Source organism: Haloarcula sp. CBA1115, from assembly GCF_000827835.1.
Classification (GTDB): domain Archaea; phylum Halobacteriota; class Halobacteria; order Halobacteriales; family Haloarculaceae; genus Haloarcula; species Haloarcula hispanica.
On the sequence record NZ_CP010529.1, the window covers coordinates 2,793,708 to 2,808,431 of the forward strand.

General features: G+C 59.7%; 12 protein-coding genes. 5 read left to right on the forward strand and 7 right to left on the reverse strand.

The window, feature by feature from the left end; genetic code table 11:
* Nucleotides 1-165 precede the first annotated feature (165 nt).
* Both SG26_RS14005 and SG26_RS14010 read right to left on the reverse strand, forming a co-directional pair.
* Complete coding sequence (locus tag SG26_RS14005) at nucleotides 166-1,203, reverse strand: tyrosine-type recombinase/integrase (protein WP_050007403.1); 1,038 nt, start codon at nucleotides 1,201-1,203, stop codon at nucleotides 166-168.
* Complete coding sequence (locus SG26_RS14010; RefSeq protein WP_014040122.1) at nucleotides 1,200-1,613, reverse strand: DUF5805 domain-containing protein; 414 nt, start codon at nucleotides 1,611-1,613, stop codon at nucleotides 1,200-1,202. Before SG26_RS14010 ends, SG26_RS14005 begins: the two co-directional genes overlap by 4 nt.
* A 1,442-nt stretch (nucleotides 1,614-3,055) precedes the next feature.
* On the opposite strand from SG26_RS14010, the gene SG26_RS21780 reads away from it, so the two are divergent.
* Both SG26_RS21780 and SG26_RS14020 read left to right on the forward strand, forming a co-directional pair.
* The gene (locus tag SG26_RS21780) at nucleotides 3,056-3,178 is read left to right on the forward strand and encodes a hypothetical protein (protein WP_004962120.1); all 123 of its coding nucleotides are present in this window, start codon (nucleotides 3,056-3,058) and stop codon (nucleotides 3,176-3,178) included.
* Nucleotides 3,179-3,775: 597 nt separating this feature from the next.
* Nucleotides 3,776-4,372 carry a hypothetical protein gene (locus tag SG26_RS14020; protein ID WP_023843222.1) on the forward strand — a complete coding sequence of 199 codons (597 nt, stop codon included), beginning with the start codon at nucleotides 3,776-3,778 and terminating at the stop codon, nucleotides 4,370-4,372.
* Nucleotides 4,373-4,546: 174 nt separating this feature from the next.
* Here SG26_RS14020 and SG26_RS14025 read toward each other — a convergent pair whose 3' ends face one another.
* The 3 genes from SG26_RS14025 to SG26_RS14035 are packed head-to-tail and all read right to left on the reverse strand — an operon-like array spanning nucleotide 4,547 to nucleotide 8,150.
* The gene (locus SG26_RS14025) at nucleotides 4,547-4,969 is read right to left on the reverse strand and encodes a hypothetical protein (RefSeq protein ID WP_050037879.1); all 423 of its coding nucleotides are present in this window, start codon (nucleotides 4,967-4,969) and stop codon (nucleotides 4,547-4,549) included.
* Between the two features lie 47 nt (nucleotides 4,970-5,016).
* Nucleotides 5,017-6,939, reverse strand: coding sequence for a HAMP domain-containing protein (locus SG26_RS14030; RefSeq protein ID WP_014040126.1), 1,923 nt, complete (start codon nucleotides 6,937-6,939; stop codon nucleotides 5,017-5,019).
* A gap of 2 nt (nucleotides 6,940-6,941) precedes the next feature.
* Nucleotides 6,942-8,150 (reverse strand): ABC transporter substrate-binding protein, encoded by a 1,209-nt coding sequence (locus tag SG26_RS14035; protein WP_014040127.1) that lies wholly within the window; start codon nucleotides 8,148-8,150, stop codon nucleotides 6,942-6,944.
* Nucleotides 8,151-8,486: 336 nt separating this feature from the next.
* Between SG26_RS14035 and kdgK1 the strand changes: the two genes are divergently transcribed.
* The 3 genes from kdgK1 to SG26_RS14050 all read left to right on the forward strand — a co-directional run bounded on the left by kdgK1 (nucleotide 8,487) and on the right by SG26_RS14050 (nucleotide 12,361).
* On the forward strand, nucleotides 8,487-9,446 hold the full coding sequence (kdgK1, locus tag SG26_RS14040) for a bifunctional 2-dehydro-3-deoxygluconokinase/2-dehydro-3-deoxygalactonokinase (protein ID WP_014040128.1): 960 nt from the start codon (nucleotides 8,487-8,489) through the stop codon (nucleotides 9,444-9,446).
* A gap of 100 nt (nucleotides 9,447-9,546) precedes the next feature.
* The gene (gene pyk / locus SG26_RS14045) at nucleotides 9,547-11,337 is read left to right on the forward strand and encodes a pyruvate kinase (RefSeq protein WP_050038287.1); all 1,791 of its coding nucleotides are present in this window, start codon (nucleotides 9,547-9,549) and stop codon (nucleotides 11,335-11,337) included.
* Nucleotides 11,338-11,389: 52 nt separating this feature from the next.
* Complete coding sequence (locus SG26_RS14050; RefSeq protein ID WP_014040130.1) at nucleotides 11,390-12,361, forward strand: ROK family protein; 972 nt, start codon at nucleotides 11,390-11,392, stop codon at nucleotides 12,359-12,361.
* 30 nt (nucleotides 12,362-12,391) lie between these two features.
* Here SG26_RS14050 and SG26_RS14055 read toward each other — a convergent pair whose 3' ends face one another.
* Together SG26_RS14055 and SG26_RS14060 are read right to left on the reverse strand one after the other, a co-directional pair.
* Entirely contained in the window at nucleotides 12,392-13,567 is a 1,176-nt protein-coding gene (locus SG26_RS14055; protein ID WP_050037880.1) for a Cdc6/Cdc18 family protein, read from the reverse strand.
* A gap of 62 nt (nucleotides 13,568-13,629) precedes the next feature.
* Nucleotides 13,630-14,721 (reverse strand): hypothetical protein, encoded by a 1,092-nt coding sequence (locus tag SG26_RS14060; protein WP_014040132.1) that lies wholly within the window; start codon nucleotides 14,719-14,721, stop codon nucleotides 13,630-13,632.
* Between the last annotated feature and the right edge of the window lie 3 nt (nucleotides 14,722-14,724).

Here is a 14,724-nt window from a genome sequence, read left to right on the forward strand (position 1 = left end):
AATCCGGCCGCACCTCCTGTCTCGTATGCGGCTATCGAAATCGTCCATTGAGACAACACAGCTGAGAAGCAGAATCCGCCCAGTTCTATATAGCGCTATATGATTTATTAGTTCAGCAGCCACCACCCGGAGTGCGGCAATAGTGTTGAATAGACAACAATAAAATCACAGTAGCGAGTAAATTTCGGCCTCGTACACATCCCTGACCCGAGTTCCCCATTCGTGGGTGTAGGTATCGATGACGTCCTGTGCCACGTCGCCTCTGAGGTATTTGACGACGCCGCGATCACCGGTCCGATCCCGAAGGTGTGTCGTGAAGAAGTGCCGGAAGTAGTGCGGCGTAACGTTCTCTTCGGCTCCCCCACCGTCCGAGTACCAACCGAACTCGCGCGCGTGGGATTCGACGATGTGGTGTACCATATTCGGCGTGAGTCGCTCCCCCCAGCTGTCGCTTGTAGACACAAACAGCGGCGCTGCTGGGGACTGTGTGTCCGGCCGAATTGCGAGCCAGTGCCGCAGCACTGATGCCAGTTCGGCGTCGACAGGGATCGTCGTCTCCCGTTTCCGCTTGTTGGACGCTGTCCGCTCTTCCCCGTTACTGGCCTCGCCACGAGCCGTGTCTGCCGCGACGAACAACGAGTCCGGACGCCCGTCGAGCCCCGCTCGGACCGGGATCTCCGGTCTGGGGCCGGGGGTTTCGAGGTTGAGGTCATGGATATCGAGGTTACACAGTTCGCCGGCCCGCATACCCGTTTTCAGCAACGTCACTACGATAGCCCGCTCTAGCGGATGTGGGACGCTGTCGACGAACGTCCGCATCGACTGGAGGTCGATTTCGCGGCGGGTCGGGTCGGTATTGATGGACTCGTCCATCTCTTCCATGACCAGCGTCATCGGGTTCGATTCGAAGACTCCTACCTGTGTCATGTACGCGAAAAACCGGTGTAGATAGGAGGCGTACGTCGCGACTGTACTTTCTTCGACGTTACCGCGGAGGCTGTGAACATATGCCATGCAGTCCCGGTGAGAGGCCTCCTGGACGGGAATGGGCTGGTGGCCGTCTGCCAGATAGGACTCGAAGTCCCGAAGGACGCGCTCGTAGGAGGCACGAGTTCGGTCGCTCTTTCCGTGGTACGTGATGTCATCGAGGAAATACCCGACCGGGTCCGACTCGGCGTCCGGCGTGGTCGTATCCGTGCTCATTCGTCCCGAACGTACCCTCCGTGTCGCCCGCTGTACTGCACTTCGTTGTTGGACTGCAGTTCCTGCAGCGTCTCTTCGAGGCGTTCCTCGATATCGTCGGTCAGTTCGGCGAGCAGGTCGTCCCACTCGTAGTAGTCTCCGTCAGCCAGAATCTCTCGGACCCGGTCTTCCAGCCCGTCACCCCCAGGGGTAGCGTCCGGAGAACGGGGTTCCTCGCTCTCGCTCTCAGCGGCGTCCGACTCGGTTGTTTCGGATGCTACTGGCTCGAACCCGCTTCGGCCCGCCTGTACCATCGTCCGGACGAACTCGCTTTGACTCATATCCAGTTCCTCGGCGTGGGCCTGCCACTGTTCTTTCTGGTAGGCCGGAATGTACGTCCGAACCGTCGTTCGTTCACTGTCACTGGACACATTTTACCCTGGGACGCCGGGGACTTCAATGTAGTCCCATACTCAGGGATAAACACACTTATTTGGGTGCGTGGTACCCTATTTGCGGGAGTTATGCGCCGATACTGATAGTAGTCTGTCATTTTAGCAGTAGATAAGGTCAGATACACAAATACAAAATGGGCGTAGATTTCTGTCCCTCATCTGATCGGTCCATTCCATTACCCGGATAAAGTGCTCTGTTGAATAGCGGTGTTGGTTGAGGTGGTCGGAATTTGAGTCGGCTTGTTAGTAGCTGACGCTAGTGGTCTCAAGACCGGGGTCGTCTCAGTGTAGCTCAGATGCCGCTATTCAACAGAGCAGAGTAGACTGCTGTGTTGAATAGCGGTGCTGGTCGGGACAGTGGAAATTTGAATTGACTTGTCAGGGGCTGATGCCGGTAATCTCAAAATCGGTGCCGCCTCACCGTGGCTCAGGAGACGCTATTCAACACAGCAGGATAAAGACGTATGGTAGCACAGTCACGGATTGTCAATACGAGGCAGTGTCGTTCTGATCTAGTGAGAGACCACTTCGAGTGGGTCCGAGACTATTCCGGCCTGGTTCAGCTACTCACCAATACTCAAACCAGTGGACCGGACAGTCTGTCGCAACCGCTCAGGTGTCGCAGACCCTTCCTGCATACCGTCCCCTTGCTCTCTCACGCTGCATACCGACAGCCGCGACTTTCCCGGATGACACGCGCGTCAGTTCTGGTGACGCGCCTGTTGGCGCTGTTGCCAAATGGAGAGGCCGTCTATGTCCCGCCGTAATCGCCATATTACGACTTTATTGGGGGAAGCCGTCGTTGCCTAAGTATGCCGGGACTGTTCTCTCTCGGACTCAAGGCCCCAAAGTGTACTCCACAAGCTGCTAAAGCGCGCACCCGTCGCTGCTACAGTGCCAGTCTTGGCGACCCTCGCTATCGTGACCCTACACACCACTGGTTCGCTGCAGTGGCCGAAAAGCGCCCTCTCGCCACGAGAACACGATTTGGTTCTGTTCCGTCGTGACTCGGTTGGGAAACACAGATCGCCATTAAAATACCCTGTCGACGGTTCCGTAGCCAAATGCAGAATGGCCTTCCTCAGAAGCGACCGCTGCGTACCGGTGACTTCGGTTACGGTCAGCCATATTCGATATTTCCGCTCCCGACTGAGCGGAATGTCCCGCTTTCCACCACCGTCCCTGAACGCTCTGTTCAGTGCAAGGTATAGGACGCTGTCAGCAACCAGATACGTGACCTACTCGAGCCTTGCTATCCCTTTTCCACATGGATCACCCAGGTATATCGAAAGTGGACCCAATATAAACCGCGAGTGCCAGAGAATGTCGGACTGAAACCCTACTTCATTAGCGTGTCCAGGCTGAAGCTAGCGACATGCGCGTTCGACGATACGCACTTTCTCAGGCGGGTGGGTCCGATGGCTAACGACGCACTTGTCCTTTTGTTCATGATTGCGATTGTACTCGTAGTCATGGCTGTTACCCTTATTGGTGGGTTCTATCTGGTCAAATACCTCGTCGAGCGGACGTTCAATTCGTGATCTCGTTTCCTCACCAGTGCGTGTCGGAAGTCTGTGGAGCTAAGTGGCTGAGATTACTGTCTGTAGTCCATCTACTGTCCTCGGACTCACCATCACACGGTCTGTTCCGAACACATAAACTGTATGCAGCTATATCGAATGGGGGTTGGTGGTCGAAACGACGTGAATTTAGCGGGCATGTCCCGGTCTCGAACACCTCGCTGGTTATGCCCGAGAGCGTCGTTTCACAGATATCCGTCGAGAAGTCGTCGATATGGCTGACGACTCGATCAACCGCGATCTCTTTGAGGAAACAGCGGCGGCTCGCCACTGGTTCCACAGTCAAGGGTAATCCTATTGCTCGTCGTCCGTGTTCGAAGCGCCGGAGCGACGGTCGTCAATTTGGTTCGTCTCGTCGGACGTAGGTGGTTCAACCTACTCAGTCTCACATGGAATCAGCCGATCCAACAACTACACTTCTGAATAGCGGGAACTCTCTTTATCTCTCGGCCACCGCATTTCAGAAGCTACTGATGAATTTGGTTCGTTCTGTGGCACTTTGCGCCCAAATGTCAGCATAAGATTATATATAGTGGGGACTTGGATGGGAAACGGAGTATGGGTGAGGTACAAAGTCAAACCGGTGGTGGACTGTCACCACTTCGGTTCATGGTACAGAAGTACAATGAAGTGATTGACCGCGTCGTCGAGGGCATACTAGTGCCGTACGGGACACGCATAGCATTCCTCACGTATGCCTTCGTTTTTTCATATTATGGGTTTCTGAAGGTCCAGGCACTGTTTAGCGGGCTATCGACACCAGTCCGTGGTGAGGTCCATGCGGTGGTCACTATCCTTGGTCTTCCGGAACTAGGGATCTCTCTGACCGCAGTGATGGTGTTCATTGGAGTGTATGAGCTGACGATCGGGCTGTTGTTCCTCCTCCAGAAAATTCGGGCCATATTTTTCCTGTTCCTTGGCCACCAGTTTGTCACCCTCGCGACGCTCGTGATTGCCCGATCCGCGTACTTCCAGGAACCGTTTCTACTAGGGACAGTTCCGTGGCTGTTTGACGCGTTCGCGGCGTACATTCTGAAAAACACGATATTCATCGGTGGCTTTCTTGTACTGGCTGCTGTGGAACTCGGACAAGGAAGCCCCGAGGCTGCGACAGCTAAATCCGCTAAGATGGAGTCAGCAGTGTCGACTGATTGACCGCTGGCGCTAAAACGGTTTAGCACGGTGAACGCGGTGGGGGTAGTTGTTGCCCCACCTCAGTGATGTCGAATGTTGTACCAGCGCTGGGTCGTTGCCGAACCGCAGTTGCCACCAGCCCCGGCGCTGTAGAGCAGCCTGTCTGTGGTGCAGAGCTTCCTGTAAAATAGACTACTACTTGTCTTCTCCAGTCGCCACTCCCAGAATCGTTGTCTCGGCGTCGAAATATGTCGGGGCATCGGTATCGATTTCGAATTCAAGAACGGTTTCAAGATCACCGGACCCCTCAGTGAGTTGCTCGGCGAGATCCGTATAGCCCTCTGCGAGCGTCCGGTATTCGTCGATTTCGTCCTGTTTCGCCTGTGCTCGCTTCTGCTTGGCCTCGATGTTTTCGACAGCGGCTTCCGCATCGGGTTCCGGTCGGCCTGAACTTTCAGACAATGTCGCACGAGCGTCGGCGGTGTCCTGTTCGATTTCTTCGAGCAAATCGGAGAGCTCCGCACTGCGCTGGTCCAGATGGCCAGCAAGAATCGCAGCCTGGGTTCGACAGTACTCGGCGAGTTCCGCCTGCGAGATTTCTCCTGCGTCGTCGCTCATTGAAAGAAGTACGTCGCCAGCGCGAAAATCGGTTTCGGTGAACCGGATTACTCTTCTTCCTCTTCGCCCAGACTCTGTGACGGACCGCCCGAGAAGACGAACTCGTGCTCGGCTTCGGTCTCGAAGCGGTTCAGGATGTCACCGAGTGGCTTCGCGTAGCGTTTGAGCTGTTCGGCACGCGAAGACACTTCGTTGAGCTCTGCGGCCTGCTCTTCGGCTGCGCCGGCCACGGTCTGGGTTTCGGCCATCATCTGGTCACTTGTCTCGGCTGCCGACTGTAGCGTCGTCGCCACCGTCCGGAACCGCTCGAGCGAGTCACCAAGGTCGATGTCCGGATTGTCCGCTTCCAGTTCTTCGAGCGTGTCCACGAGGGTATCGAGGTCCTCTGAGATGGTCGCGAGGCGGTCCTTCTGGTCGTAGGCGTCGTCGGAGATTTTCTGTGTGGATTCGGCCACCTGCTCGGACGCGTCACGGACGGACTCCGCACTCGACAGAACGACGTCTCCGGATTCCGCGACTTCGTCGGCGAAGCTGTTGAGCTGACCGATCGTCTTTTCGAGTTCGTCGACCATGCCGTTGAACTCGCTGGCGATCCGGTCCATCGACTCGTTCTCGCCGTCGGTTGCCATCCGCTCGGTGAGGTTTCCAGCGGCCGTCTCCTCCATCACGTCGGAGAATTCTTCGGCCTTCTTCTGGAGGTATTTGTTGACTTCAAGGGCTTCCGCGCGGGAAACCTCTGCCTCTTTCTGTGCACGCTCGGCCTCGTTGATCTGTTGTTTGAGCGCGTCGCGCATATCAGCGAACCCGCTGTACAGGCGGCCGATATTGTCGATACGACTGGTGGCGATCTCGACGTCGAGGTTCCCCTGTCGCATCTGGTCCGTCTTTCGGGTCAGGCGGTCGATGGACGTTGCCGTGTTGTACCCGAGTATCGCACCGACGCCCGCGATGAGCAACACCATCAGTGCCGTGCCGATAAGTCCGTACTGCTGGACGTTCTGGACGAAGCCAAAGACCGCGGAGTTGGGTGCGTGTACGAGAACGACCCAGTCAGTGCCCTGAATCGGTGCATAGCCGACAGTGTAGCGCTCGTTGAGTACGTCAGTCGCCGGCATGTCAGCGGTGACGCCGGACTGTTGCTCCGACGAGCGGAGGTCATCTGCCGCGTCGATCGGTTCCGTGGCAGGGCTGTTCGAGCTATACGACTGCAGCATGTTTTCGCCGAGGCCGCGGCTCCCGTCTCTGGGTTCGTCGATCATGACGACCGCCGACCCGTTGACGACCTGCGTGAATCCGCCTTCGGCCCTGTTGTTCCCCTGAAGCGAGTTCGCGATTTCGTCGAGCGAGTACTCGATGAGGATATACCGGTTCTGTGAGGCATCGACAGGACTGGCGAAGCCGACGACCGGGCCGGAGTTCGTCTGGTACACGTCGGAGACGGCGACATCGCTTGCCGTTTCGAAGTTCGCACCGGTAAGCCAGGCCCTGCTCGTCGATTCGAGCGCCGAGTTAGTTAGCACCTGTGAGTTAGATGTGCTGGCGACAACCTGGGATTGGCCGGCATTCCGTTCGACCAGATGGATGTCGGCAGCATCTGCGGACAAGGCGGCTTTCCGATTGTTGAGTTCGATATTGATGTCTTCGGTATCACTACTGGCCCAAACGTCGTCGGAAGAGACGAACTGGGTCGATAACCGGTTTCGATCAACCCACTGTGACAGGATATCAGCCTCCTGTGCGGCGGCGTTTTCGTAGTCGCTCAGAACCTGTTGTTCCGTGTAGTCCTTGACTTGCTCTGTCGCGGCAAGGCCGATGAGCCCAACCGACAGCGCCATCACGAAGAGGACGATACCGAATTTGAGTGCGAAGTTTCGCCGGATGAAATCCGGGACGACTGTTGCAAGAATCCCACCGGAGGCGTTCGAATCGTTTTCTGAACTGTCTGGTATCTGTGTGTCTCCTGAACTCATAGCTAGTTCCCTCCAAGCGAGCAGTTAGCCGCTGGACCGCTGTCGCATGCGTACTGTACATCCGCTGGTTCCCCAATCAGGCCGTAGTAGGTGCCGTAGGACTGCTGAACCTCTGGCTTTCCTTTCACGACTGGCACCTGGCGCATCGCCTGGTGGTCACAGGCTCGGAGCGTCTGCGGTCCGAGACCGGCGTCGTACTCGTGTCCTTCGAGCGCTCCGATGACATCGATCGGATTGAACGTTCCCACCCGCTCGGCTGCACTGGCGTATTGTAGCGTTTGCGTGTATGCGATGTGGGCTGCTCCTGATGGGGACGCCGATTTCGAGGTCCCCGTCGAACTGCCGTACTCCTCACGGAACGATTCTCGGAAGGTATCAGACAGCGGCGAGTTGATCTCCGGACTCCAGGCGACCGTCCCGATAACACCCTCTATCGCATCGCCTGCGGTCCGGGCAATATCTTTCGAGGCTATCGGAAGGACGATATTCGACTCCGGGAACTCCTCCCGGAACGCTCTGAGTGCGTTTACTGCGTCGAGGCCCCCCAGTCCGAGCACTATCACGTCGAAATCGACCGACTTGATGTCTTCTGCGTACTGAGAGTAGTCGGTCGTCCCGACCTGTGCAGTTGTGTCCCAAACAGGTGCCCAGCCGAGATTCCCGAGGGCTGTATCCATCTCATCCCGGAGCGTCTGTCCCCACTCATTGTCCTGGGAGATCTTGACGTAATTGACGTCGTCTCCGAACTCGTTACTGAGGGCCGGAGCCAGCGCTTTGGCCGCCATGTGGTTGTTGTACATCTCGCGGAAGGAGTACCGGTTGCAGTCGATACCCGTCAGCGAGTTCGCGTTGGCCATCGTCGCCATGTACACGACCTGGTTCTGTGCGGCGACCTCCTGATTGGCCAGGCCGGAATTGCTGGACGTTCCGCCAGCAAGCATAATCACCTCCTCGCTATCAACAAGCCGCTGTGCGTTGCTCCGGGCGGTCTCCGAATTACCACCCGTGTCTTCGACAGCGAATTCGACATCCTTATCGAGAAGTCCGTCACCGTCTAGCGGTGACTCGTACTGCTCGCTCGTTACCCACCCACCACCGTTGTTAATGTGCTTGACCGCGAGTTTGAAACCTCGGAGCTCCTGCTTGCCGGCCGTTGAGTATGCCCCCGAGGAAGCGACGTTGAAACCGAACGTCACCGAATCCCCGGACACCGGAAAGTTTCCAACTGGCGTTGGGGTCGGCGTCCCGTCCCCATCTGTCACTCCCTCGCTGCCACCACAGCCTGCAAGTCCGGCCAGTCCGGCCGCACCAATCGAACGGAGTAGGTTCCGCCTAAAGACGGACGGCCCACCACCATCTCTCCCTGAATCCATACTGGCGTGTCTAAATTAGTATAGCACATAAACTTTTGGAGAAAACTTATACTGTCCATAACCCATGACGAAAAATACGAGCTAATGCCCTCCACCCCAGTAAGGTGTAATTAACAGGTCCGTTAGACGACGGGTTCTCCGGGATTTATACCCAGCCAGTGAGCAACGTCGGATATGACGGAGTTAGTTACGTTCGGTGAGACGATGTTGCGGTTGTCGCCACCTGACGACGAGCGACTGGAGACTGCAGACCAGTACACCGTCAGGGCGGCTGGTGCGGAGTCAAACGTCGCGGTCGCTGCTCAACGGCTTGGGCTCGATGCATTGTGGGCCTCAAAGCTCCCCGACTCACCGGTTGGTCGCCGAGTCACGGGAGAACTCAAACACCATGGCGTATCGGTCGATGTCGCCTGGGACGACTCGGACAGCGCCCGACAGGGAACCTACTATCTGGAGCAGGGTAGTCCACCGCGGGGCAACGATGTTATCTACGATCGCCAGAGCGCCAGTGTCACGACCGCCACACCGGGGGAGCTTCCGACGGAGACCATCGCGGACGCCGCGGGATTCCACACCTCGGGTATCACACCGGCGCTCTCAGAGACGCTCGAATCGACCACTGCTGACCTCCTCTCGCTCGCACAGGACGCGGGCACGACCACGAGCCTCGATCTGAACTACCGCTCGAAGCTCTGGACGCCGGCGGAAGCCCGCTCGGTCCTGACCGGGCTATTCCCGTCTGTCGACGTACTCGTCGTCGCCGAACGCGACGCGAACGTCGTGTTGGACCGGACCGGTGATGCGGAAACGATTGCCCGGGACCTCGCCGCCGAGTACGGGTTCGAAGCAACAGTAATCACCCGTGGCAGCGACGGGGCGCTCGCGCTTGCCGACGGGGCTGTAACGGAGCAACCGACGTTCGAGTCGACCGACGCCCATCCGGTCGGGACCGGCGACTCCTTCGTCGGCGGCTTCCTCTCGCAGTATCTCTCCGGTGGCAGCGTCGCGGACGGGCTCGCCTGGGGTGCTGCGACAGCCGCACTCAAACGGACGATTCCGGGTGACATTGCCGTCGTGTCACCCGACGAGATCCGTTCGATTCTCAGTGGCGACACGGAAGCGATTTCCCGGTAGCTACGCCGTCCAGCAAGGTTCTTATCCCTTCGCGGGGAACGGCAGGGTATGATTAACTATGAACGCTGTAAACTGTGGCTCCCCAGAGACGGAGGTCACAATGCGTAGCGCAAAGATTGTCTGTACCCTCGGCCCTGCGTCGGACTCGGTCGACGACATCGCGTCACTTGCAAAGGCCGGGATGTCTGTTGCCAGACTGAACGCGAGCCACGGTTCGCCGGAACACCGCCGTGAAATGATCGATCGCATCCGCGAGGTAGACGAGGCGGTCGAGGAACCGGTCGCGGCCATGCTCGATATGCCTGGGCCGGAAGTCCGGACCGCGGAGATCGACGAGCCGATTCAGCTCACGGAGGGGTCCACCATCCGCTACGTCGTCGGCGACGACGCGACGCCCGAGGAGGTCGGCCTCTCGCAGTCGATCACGGCGGTCGAGCCGGGCGACCGGGTGTTGCTTGACGACGGACGCATCGAGACGACTGTCGAACGTGTCGAGGACGACACGGTGTTTGCGACCGTCGAGAACGGCGGTGAACTGGCCGCCCGCAAGGGTGTCAACGTTCCCGGCGTCGAACTCGACCTGCCGACGATTACGGCAAACGACGAGCGAGAACTCGACGTGGCCGCCGAGAAGGAGCCGGATTTCGTGGCCGCGTCGTTCGTCCGTGACGGCGAGGACATCTACGAGATCAGCCAGGCGCTCGAAGAGCGCGGCGTCGACATCCCGATCATCGCCAAGATCGAACGGGCCGGGGCCGTCGAGAACCTCGACTCGATCATCGACGAGGCCTACGGCGTGATGGTTGCCCGCGGTGACCTCGGCGTCGAGTGCCCGCTCGAAGACGTGCCGATCATTCAAAAGCGTATCATCCGTCGGTGTCACGAGGCCGGCGTCCCGGTCATCACGGCCACCGAGATGCTCGACTCGATGGTCCACTCCCGGCGGCCGACCCGCGCGGAGGCCTCAGACGTAGCAAACGCAGTGCTTGACGGCACCGATGCAGTGATGCTCTCGGGCGAGACGGCGATCGGTGACCACCCGGCTCGCGTCGTCGAGACGATGGACCGGATTATCCGCGATGTCGAGAGCAGCGAGGAGTACGCCGAGTCCCGGGAACAGCGCGTGCCAAACGCCGGTGACACCCGGACAGACGCGCTCGCGCGCTCCGGTCGGTTCCTCGCTCGCGACATCGGGGCGTCGGCGATTGTCGCCGCGTCCGAGTCCGGCTACACCGCTTTGAAATCGGCCAAGTACCGGCCCTCGATCCCCATCGTCGCGTCGACGCCGAGCGAGCGCGTCCGCCGGAAGCTCGCGCTCTCGTGGGGTATCACACCCGTAACGACCGAGTACACCACCGAAGGCGCTGATGCCGTCATCCAGACGGCAGTGCAGGCGGCTCTCGACACCGAAGCCGCGGACAGCGGTGACACGGTCGTCGTTCTCTCCGGGATGATGACTGAACTGGAGGGGATGAACACGGCGAACATGCTGAAAGTCCACGTCGCGGCCGAAACAGTCGCTAGCGGTCGGTCCATCGTCGACGGTCTGGTTACCGGTCCGGTTCACCGGATTTCGACGGCACCGCCCCAGGAGTCACCGGGCGACCTCTCGAAGGTCCCCGACGGGGCTATTCTGGCAGTGCCCGAAGGGTTCGACGGCGAATTCGTCGGCGACACCAGCCGTATCGGGGGCATCATCGACGCCCACGAGGGCGTCACGAGCTACGCGGCCATCGTCGCCCGCGAGCTTTCGATTCCGATGATCTCGAACGCGGACTTGCCCGATGCTGTCTCCGACGGATCGACCGTCACGCTAGACTCCGAGCGCGGCGTCGTCTACGAGGAGGCCGTTGGCCGAGAGGACATCTCGGGCAGGGAGCGAGACTACTGACCGCGGTAGAATCTGTGTAGTTAAGTATCGGTGGGGCAACCCTTCGACCAGCATGGGCGCTTACGCAGGGGTCGACCTCGGAGCGACACATATTCGGGCTGTTATCGGTGACGAGACGGGTTCGATACTCTCGTCACACAAAACTGAGACACCGCGTGGACCGGCAGGTATCGCGGTCACGGAGGCGGTCCTCGACGCGATCCGACAGGCCTGTGACGCCGCCGATATCGCCCCCACAGACGTGGTTGCCGCCGGTATCGGGTCCTTCGGTCCGATGGATCTGGCCGAAGGGGTCGTCGAAAACCCCGCGAACCTCCCCGACACCATCGACCGGATTCCGCTGACCGGGCCGGTGGAAAATCTCATCGGCAGCGAGCGGGTGTCGCTGCACAACGACGCCAACGCCGGCGTCATCGGTGAGCGGTTCTACTCGGACCGGAGCCCCGATGACATGGTGTATCTCACAATCTCCTCCGGGGTCGGTGCCGGGGTCGCTGTCGACGGGAATATCCTCTCAGGCTGGGACGGCAACGCTGGAGAAGTCGGCCACTTGACGATCGACCCACATGGGTTCATGACCTGTGGCTGTGGGCACGACGGCCACTGGGAAGCGTACTGTTCGGGCGAGAACATCCCGCGGTACGCCACACAACTGCACCGGGAGGACCCCGTCGAGACGGCGCTCCCGATCGAGACTGAGGAGTTTTCCGCGGCGGATATCTTCGAATATGCCGGCGAAGACGAGTTCGCGTCCCACGTCCTCGACCAGATCTGTCACTGGAACGCGATCGGCGTCGCGAACATCGTCCACGCGTACGCGCCCCTCGTCGTCTACGTCGGTGGGGCCGTTGCGCTCAACAACCCCGAGCAGGTGCTAGACCCGATCCGAGACCGGCTCGACGACATGGTGATGTCGAACATTCCGGATATCCAGTTGACGCAGTTCGGTGACGACGTCGTAGTCCGTGGCGCACTGGCGTCCGCGCTGACTGGCGGCACAGGTGACCCGTCACAGCGCGTTTGAAAAGCGTCGACCTGACCGCGAAACGTCGGCCTACTGTTGCAGGTCGTACAGCCGCCGGAAGGCCGTCGGGGGGAACCGCGGTTCGACACGGCTCGGCGGGCGGCCCTGTCCGTTGGTGGTCGTCGCCTCGACACGGTCGACGACACCGGATTCGGCCATTTCGTAGAGGAACCGTTTGACCGTCCCGGGCGAGAGGTCGACTGATTGTGCCGACGCAATCGCCTCCGTCGTTGCCGTTACCGAGGAGCGTTCGCTCTCCTCCAGGTCGATGAGTTCCCTGAGAACGGCCTGTCGGTTCGTCGGCAGGGAGAGGACGACGCCCAACGAAATGCAGGGGTCGGGCACCTCCGCGATGGCCGCGTCGACGTTGGCCTGTGTGATGCGGTCCTGGCCCCGTTCCTCGGCCAACTCCGCAGCGATAAACAGTGCGGCAAGGGCATCGTGGGCGTTTCCGTCCGCCCAATCGGCGATATGCCTCGCCAGACCGTGATCGAGTCCCTGCTGAGCCAGCCCGTTCGAGGTTCTGGTCATCAACACGTCGACGAGCATCTGCCGCTGATAGCGGTCGATACTGATCGACTCGGCGGTGTACCGCGTCAGTTCCGTTGTCGACGGGTCGTCGCGACCGATAGCGAGCCAGCTGACGTTGCTCGGTAAGCCAGCAAACAGGTCAACGAGGGCCGGGGCCTGGATGCTCTCCGGTTCGCTGATGTGGTCGACTGCAATGACGATGCCCGTGCGTTGCTCTCGTACCAGTTCGTGGAGTCGGGATTTGAGCGTCTCCGTCCCGATCCCGTGTTCCGGCACCGATTCGTCCACGAGCGAGTCCAGCACTGCATGGTAGAACGCGAACTCGCTTGCGGTCTCTCGGGCGTTCACGTAGACGAACGACGGCGAGGTCGGTGGCTGTGCACGGGTCGTCGTGTGGATAATCGCCTGTTGCTCCGTCGGGAGCTGTTCTAAATTGGCGAACAGCGCCGTGATAACTGCGGACTTCCCTGAACCACGGGGGCCGTACACGTACGCGTTCGGCGGAAGCTGCCCATCGAACACCGGATCGAGGTGGTCAAGTAGGCGCTCGAGCACCGGACCGCGGTCAGCCGGCTCCTCTATGTGGACGACCGGTGAGATCGACTCGTAATCCTGAATGAGCCGTGGCTCACCGTTCCGGCGTTGTCGACGCTTGATTCTCGCTTCGATGTCCATGCTTGGAAATTAGATCGTGTGTATATTCGATTGGACCTGTAAATAAAAAGCCGTATGAGTTCTTACGGCAGGGGGATCGCTGCGGACGTCGTGAACACTCCAGCCAGTGCCAGAATGCCCAGGATGAGGGTCGTCGTGATGATCGAGGCGGCTGGCGGGTCAAAGTGCGTATCCGAGTGCGCATAGAAGATGCGCTGGTAGACCTCACCGAACAGCGCACCCAGGATACCGAAGAATGCGCCCAGTCCGAGCGCGACTAGGACGCTCGCTCCATCCGTCATCGCCATACTAGCGACGAACGTTGCTGGGAGCGTCATGTGGTGTGTGACCGGGAATTTCTCCACGCCGAGGTTCAGGAACAGCAGACTCGCTGCTGAGATACCGAACGGGAGGAAGAGACTTCCAGTCTTCGCGAAGATGTACGCACCGAGGATGCCGGTGATGAGCCCGAGCATTGCGACGTGTGTCCACTTGTACTGGTGTGGCAGCCACGGCTCGACAGCCGGTCGCTCGGCAGCCATGGCTCCGCCATCCGTTGCGACTTCTTCACTGTTGCTCGACCGCATTTTTCCGCTCTCGAACGGCGACATATCGAGCAGGCCACTTCCGCGGGCACGGCCGATAACCGGGTAGCCGAAGACCAGACGGGCGATAACAGCCGTCAGGATAACGCCTGCTGCAGGCGGGTCGATTGGAATCCCGAGTCCGCCGGACGTCTGCCGGATTGCCATCCCCAGGATGCCGAACACACCACCGACGGCGAGGACGTCCGGTCGGGTACCGAGGGCGTAGGCGATGTCCTTCGCCGGGTGGTAGTCACCGTCGTCCGGCTCGTACATTCCGTCGTACTTCGCGGCGTAAGCGGCTGCTGCCACACCACCAGCGAAGGCGACGTGTGGCCCGAACACGGGACCGAAGGCCAGCGGGCCGACGATGCCGGCTCCGTACCCACCGGCGCCACCCGCGATGACGTCAGGAGAACCGCCGACGAACGACTCTGAGACGACGTTGCCGGCTTCTCCGATAAGCACCATGAAGCCGGTGAAACAGAACGCCGGGAGTGCACCGATAGATGCCCCGAACGCGCCGCCCGCGAACGCCGCGATGGCGAGGACGAGCATATCGACTGCCGTGAGTCCGAATGCGATTGCCATCTG

What these genes read in the sequence shown, in the direction of transcription:
- kdgK1 (WP_014040128.1), top strand. Translation starts at nt 8,487, where the DNA reads ATGACGGAGTTAGTTACGTTCGGTGAGACGATGTTGCGGTTGTCGCCA.
- SG26_RS14030 (WP_014040126.1), bottom strand. Translation starts at nt 6,939, where the DNA reads ATGAGTTCAGGAGACACACAGATACCAGACAGTTCAGAAAACGATTCG.
- SG26_RS14020 (WP_023843222.1), top strand. Translation starts at nt 3,776, where the DNA reads ATGGGTGAGGTACAAAGTCAAACCGGTGGTGGACTGTCACCACTTCGG.
- pyk (WP_050038287.1), top strand. Translation starts at nt 9,547, where the DNA reads ATGCGTAGCGCAAAGATTGTCTGTACCCTCGGCCCTGCGTCGGACTCG.
- SG26_RS14025 (WP_050037879.1), bottom strand. Translation starts at nt 4,969, where the DNA reads ATGAGCGACGACGCAGGAGAAATCTCGCAGGCGGAACTCGCCGAGTAC.
- SG26_RS14005 (WP_050007403.1), bottom strand. Translation starts at nt 1,203, where the DNA reads ATGAGCACGGATACGACCACGCCGGACGCCGAGTCGGACCCGGTCGGG.
- SG26_RS21780 (WP_004962120.1), top strand. Translation starts at nt 3,056, where the DNA reads ATGGCTAACGACGCACTTGTCCTTTTGTTCATGATTGCGATTGTACTC.
- SG26_RS14060 (WP_014040132.1), bottom strand. Translation starts at nt 14,721, where the DNA reads ATGGCAATCGCATTCGGACTCACGGCAGTCGATATGCTCGTCCTCGCC.
- SG26_RS14055 (WP_050037880.1), bottom strand. Translation starts at nt 13,567, where the DNA reads ATGGACATCGAAGCGAGAATCAAGCGTCGACAACGCCGGAACGGTGAG.
- SG26_RS14050 (WP_014040130.1), top strand. Translation starts at nt 11,390, where the DNA reads ATGGGCGCTTACGCAGGGGTCGACCTCGGAGCGACACATATTCGGGCT.